Here is a 4484-nt window from a genome sequence, read left to right on the forward strand (position 1 = left end):
GCCGCGCCCTGCGATGACGACGTTGCCTACCGCCAAACGAAAAAGGCGACCGAAGCCGCCTTTCCAAAACGATCTGCGGAAGCGCCTTATTCGGCCGACGCGGACTCGGCAGCCTTCTTCTCGGCGGCGTCCTGCGCGGCTTTCTCCGCAGCCAGAGCCTCGGCGGCGGCGACCTTCTCGGCCTCGATGCGGGCGCGTTCGGCGTTCAGCGCATCACGCTCTTCATCGTTCAGCTTGCGGGCGCGCACGCCGGTGTTTTCCGAAATGCGGGCCGACTTGCCGCGACGGTCGCGCAGGTAATAGAGCTTGGCGCGGCGCACCTTGCCACGGCGCACGATCTCGACGCCTTCGACCATCGGCGAGTAGACCGGGAACACGCGCTCCACGCCTTCGCCGTAGGAAATCTTGCGGACGGTGAAATTCTCCTGGAAGCCGGAGCCGGAACGGGCGATGACGACGCCCTCATAGGCCTGGACGCGGGTGCGGCTGCCTTCGGTGACGCGCACCTGGACGCGCACGGTGTCGCCAGGCTGGAATTCGGGCAGCTTGCGCTTGGCTTCGATCTTGGCGGCCTGCTCGGCCTCGAGCTGACGGATGAGATCCATCTCAAATATCCACTTCTTGTTCTTCCGACAGCCAGAGCGTCCTCGACTTGCCTTGCAGTTCCAATGACCGCTCGGCTATGTCCTTTGCCCAGACATTCAAATCGGGGGCATCGGACAGGGACGGCTACACCGCCATTTGTTGACGGGTCCGGAAGATCGTTCTTCCGGTTCGGGCGGCGACATACAGCTATTTCGGCGCTTTGTCACGCCTTTGACGCCTAATTTTTGAAAACTATGGCCCCATCATATTGCCGCCGTGCCGGGTTGCGCGCGCCATGCAAGCTTTCTAAGTCGGAGAAAGCTATTTCCCAGGCCTCCCTCGATGACATTCTTCGATGCCGTCCTGCTCTTCTTCGCGGGCTTTGTCTCGGGCGCGGTGAACGCCGTCGCCGGCGGCGGCACTTTCGTCACCTTCGGTGCCATGACGCTGGTCGGCCTGCCGCCGATCGTTGCCAACGCAACGTCCTCGGTGACACAGTTTCCGGGCTATATCACCTCGACGCTCGCCTATCTCGACGACATCAGGCATTTCTGGCGCCAGGCGCTTGTGCTCTGCGTGATATCGGGCTTTGGCGCGCTGGCCGGTTCGCTCATTCTGCTGGCGCTCTCCAACACGTCCTTCCGAGCGCTTGTGCCCTGGCTGCTGATCGCCGCGACCGCCCTGTTCGCGGCCGGTCCGTGGCTGAAGCCGGCGGCCGGACCGGACCACGAGGCCTCGGTCGGCTCGCTCGCCGGGTCGCTGGCGCAGTTCCTGACTTCGGTCTATGGCGGCTTCTTCGGCGCCGGCATGGGCGTGATGATGCTTGCCACCCTCGGCCTGACGCAGGCCGGCGACTACCACAAGCTCAATGCGTTGAAGAACATGCTAGCGGTGGTCATCGCGGCAATCGCCATCCTGGTTTTCGTTTCGGGCGGCGTCGTCGCCTGGCCGCAGGCGATCGTCATGATCCCCGGCGGGGCGCTGGGCGGCTATGCCGGGGTGTGGATCGCCAGGCGCGTGCCGCAAGGTGTCGTGCGCGGCTTCGTCGTCGCCGTCGGCCTGTTTCTGGCCTTTTATTACTTTACCAAGGGCTGAGCACCGGCCAGCAGATCGGGCCGGCGCTCCCGCGTCAGCTTCTCAGCCTCGGCGCGACGCCACGCGGCGATCTTCCTGTGATTCCCGGAGGTCAGCACTTCGGGGATTTGCCTGCCCTCGAACTCCTGCGGCCGCGTGTAATGCGGATGCTCGAGCAGGCCGTTCTCAAAGCTTTCTTCCTCGCCCGAGACGGCGTTGCCCATCACCCCCGGCAGCAGCCGCACCACCGCATCGAGCAACACAAGTGCGGCCGGCTCGCCGCCCGACAGGATGAAATCGCCGATCGAGACTTCCTCCAGACCGCGCGCCTCGATCAGCCGCTGGTCGACGCCCTCGAAGCGGCCGCACAGGATGACGGCACCGGGCCCGGCGGCGAGCCCGCGCACCCTGGCCTGCGTCAGCGGCTTTCCACGCGGGCTCATCAGCAGCCTTGGACGTTCATCGCCCTGCGGCGAAACGTGGTCGATCGCCCTGGCCAGCACGTCGGCGCGCATCACCATGCCGGCGCCGCCGCCGGCCGGCGTATCGTCGACGGTGCGATGCCGGTCAGTGGCGAAATCGCGGATCTGGATCGCTTCCAGCGACCAGGTGCCGGCTTCCAGCGCCCGGCCGGCGAGCGAAAGCCCAAGCGCACCCGGAAACATCTCCGGATAGAGCGTCAGCACCGAGGCGGCAAAGCTCACCGGTTGCCCCCGGCGTCCTTCGGTCCGCGCGGCCGGCCCTTCGGGTCGAAACCGGGCCGCCCGGCGGCTTCGCTATCCTCGTCCTCGACCAGCCCCGCCGCCAGGGGATCGACTTGAACGAAGCCGTCGGCGATCGACACATGCGGCACCGCGGCTTGCGTGAACGGGATCAGCACGCCCTTGCGGCCCGCGAGCGTGACGTCGAGTATGTCGCCGCCGCCGAAATTATGCACGGCGACGACCCTGCCGATGACGCCGGTATCGTCCCTCACCTCAAGGCCGATGAGGTCGGCATGGTAGAACTCGTCCTCCTCGCCGTCGTCCGGCAGCACCGAACGGTCGACGAACAGCTCCGTGCCGGCAAGCGCCTCGGCCGTGTTGCGGTCGCTGACGCCCTTGAAGCGCACCACCACGACCGTGCCGGCCGGCCGGATGTCGAGGATCTGGAAGGCTCGGCCATCCTTGGCATGCAGCGGCCCGTAGTCGGCGAGCGCCAGCGGATCGCCGGTGAAAGTTTTCACCCGCAACTCGCCCTTGATGCCGTGCGCGGCGCCGATCACGGCCATCTGTACAGGGTTCTCGAGCTTCGACATCGGCATCACTTCCTTTGCCCTGCTCTAACCCTCTGAAGCCGCCATTTCAATGATCGGCTCTTCACCGCTTCCTAACCTGACTGCCCGAAAATGCCCGCATGCAGGAATTCCTCATCCCGGCAAAACCCGACCTCCAGGCGGCGCGCGAGAGCTGGCTCAAGATGCTGGCGCGCGAGCGCCGGCTGTCGCCCGAAACGGTCGAAGCCTATGAGCGCGACACGCGCCAGTTCCTGCATTTCCTGACCGGGCATTGCGGCGGCCCGCCCGGCATCTCCGATATCGCCGACCTGCAGCCGGCCGACCTGCGCGGCTTCCTCGCCGCGCGCCGCAACGGCGGCGCCGGCGCCCGCACGCTCGGCCGCGGCCTGGCCGGCATCCGTTCGCTGCTGCGGTTTCTCGAAAAGCGCGGCCTCGTCAACGCGGCGGGTGCGGCCGCCCTGCGCGCGCCGCGCCAGCCGAAATCGCTACCGAAACCACTGACGGCGAGCGATGCCAAGCAGGTCGTGACTGTCGAGGGCCAACTGGCGGAAGAACCCTGGATCGCCGCCCGCAACGCCGCCGTGCTGACGCTGCTCTACGGCTCCGGGCTGCGCATCTCGGAAGCGCTGGGCCTGACCGGGGCCGATCTCGCCACCGAGGCCGACACGGTGCTGCGCATCACCGGCAAGGGCGGCAAGACAAGGCTGGTGCCGGTGCTGCCGGTGGCGCTCAGGGCGGTCGCCGAATACCGGCGGCTGTGTCCCTTCCACATCGATCCGAAAGAGCTGCTGTTCCGCGGCGCTCGCGGCGGCCCGCTCAATCCGGCCATCGTCCAGCGCGAGATGGCGAAGCTGCGCTCGGCCCTCAACCTGCCGGAAACCGCGACGCCGCATGCCTTGCGCCATTCCTTCGCCACTCATCTGCTCGGCCGTGGCGGCGACCTGCGCACCATCCAGGAACTGCTCGGCCATGCCAGCCTGTCGACCACCCAGATCTATACCGGCGTCGACACGGCAAGGCTGCTCGACATTTACGACCGGGCGCATCCAAGGGCGTGAAGCGTTTGACGGAGCCACCCCGCTTCCTCGTGCCAAGACGGAGCAACGAGCGGAGTGAACCCTGAAATCGAGGCTGCAGGTCGAAATCGGCGGCTGTCGAGCAGCTGCAGGTAGCCTGACCCAACCTTGACATTCTTCGAAAGCCGGCCGCCCGTTTCCCGGCGGCCGCCTTTCGAATACCCTGGATCAGCGCATCACATAGACGATGCGCCGCGTGCCCGGATCAACCAGCGCCGGCTGGTTGTTCACATAGACATAGCGGTAGTTGTAATCCGGGATCTCGCGCAGCTCGACCGTGTCGGGCAGCACCGCGCCGGTCACCACTTCGCCCTCGAGATAGACCGGTTCGACCCGGTGCGTGGTGACATAGGTGCCGACCTCGGCCGGCGGCCTGGCGATCGGCTCGATGGCGTCGTCGCCGGAAACGATGGCGCCGGTGTAGGTGTCAGTGGTGTAGATATCATCGGTCGGCGGAGCCACGACGGCAATGC

6 protein-coding genes are annotated in these 4484 nt (G+C 66.4%); 2 read left to right on the forward strand and 4 right to left on the reverse strand.

Translation table 11 applies throughout. The features are described from left to right. Positions 1–86: 86 nt before the first annotated feature. On the reverse strand, positions 87–605 hold the full coding sequence (gene rplS / locus EOA60_RS20140; RefSeq protein WP_040974610.1) for a 50S ribosomal protein L19: 519 nt from the start codon (positions 603–605) through the stop codon (positions 87–89). A gap of 322 nt (positions 606–927) precedes the next feature. On the opposite strand from rplS, the gene EOA60_RS20145 reads away from it, so the two are divergent. After that, on the forward strand, positions 928–1680 hold the full coding sequence (locus EOA60_RS20145) for a sulfite exporter TauE/SafE family protein (protein ID WP_095825180.1): 753 nt from the start codon (positions 928–930) through the stop codon (positions 1678–1680). On the opposite strand, the gene trmD is transcribed toward EOA60_RS20145, so the two are convergent. Together trmD and rimM are read right to left on the reverse strand one after the other, a co-directional pair. After that, positions 1662–2363 (reverse strand): tRNA (guanosine(37)-N1)-methyltransferase TrmD, encoded by a 702-nt coding sequence (gene trmD / locus EOA60_RS20150; protein ID WP_067323716.1) that lies wholly within the window; start codon positions 2361–2363, stop codon positions 1662–1664. The two genes, EOA60_RS20145 and trmD, sit on opposite strands and share 19 nt — an antisense overlap. Then, entirely contained in the window at positions 2360–2956 is a 597-nt protein-coding gene (rimM, locus tag EOA60_RS20155; protein WP_066991935.1) for a ribosome maturation factor RimM, read from the reverse strand. Before rimM ends, trmD begins: the two co-directional genes overlap by 4 nt. A 98-nt stretch (positions 2957–3054) precedes the next feature. Here rimM and EOA60_RS20160 point away from each other — a divergent pair, with 98 nt between their 5' ends. Next, a complete protein-coding gene (locus EOA60_RS20160) occupies positions 3055–3993 on the forward strand; it encodes a tyrosine recombinase XerC (protein ID WP_067323714.1) in 939 nt (312 codons plus the stop codon). A 186-nt stretch (positions 3994–4179) separates the two neighbouring features. Here the strand turns inward: EOA60_RS20160 and EOA60_RS20165 are convergent. Next, positions 4180–4484: DUF1236 domain-containing protein (locus EOA60_RS20165; protein ID WP_128311785.1), on the reverse strand; the 305-nt coding region annotated here is incomplete at its 5' end.

The organism is Mesorhizobium sp. M1A.F.Ca.IN.020.06.1.1 (assembly GCF_004023265.1).
Classification (GTDB): domain Bacteria; phylum Pseudomonadota; class Alphaproteobacteria; order Rhizobiales; family Rhizobiaceae; genus Mesorhizobium.

What these genes read in the sequence shown, in the direction of transcription:
- rplS (WP_040974610.1), bottom strand. Translation starts at nt 605, where the DNA reads ATGGATCTCATCCGTCAGCTCGAGGCCGAGCAGGCCGCCAAGATCGAA.
- EOA60_RS20145 (WP_095825180.1), top strand. Translation starts at nt 928, where the DNA reads ATGACATTCTTCGATGCCGTCCTGCTCTTCTTCGCGGGCTTTGTCTCG.
- rimM (WP_066991935.1), bottom strand. Translation starts at nt 2,956, where the DNA reads ATGTCGAAGCTCGAGAACCCTGTACAGATGGCCGTGATCGGCGCCGCG.
- EOA60_RS20160 (WP_067323714.1), top strand. Translation starts at nt 3,055, where the DNA reads ATGCAGGAATTCCTCATCCCGGCAAAACCCGACCTCCAGGCGGCGCGC.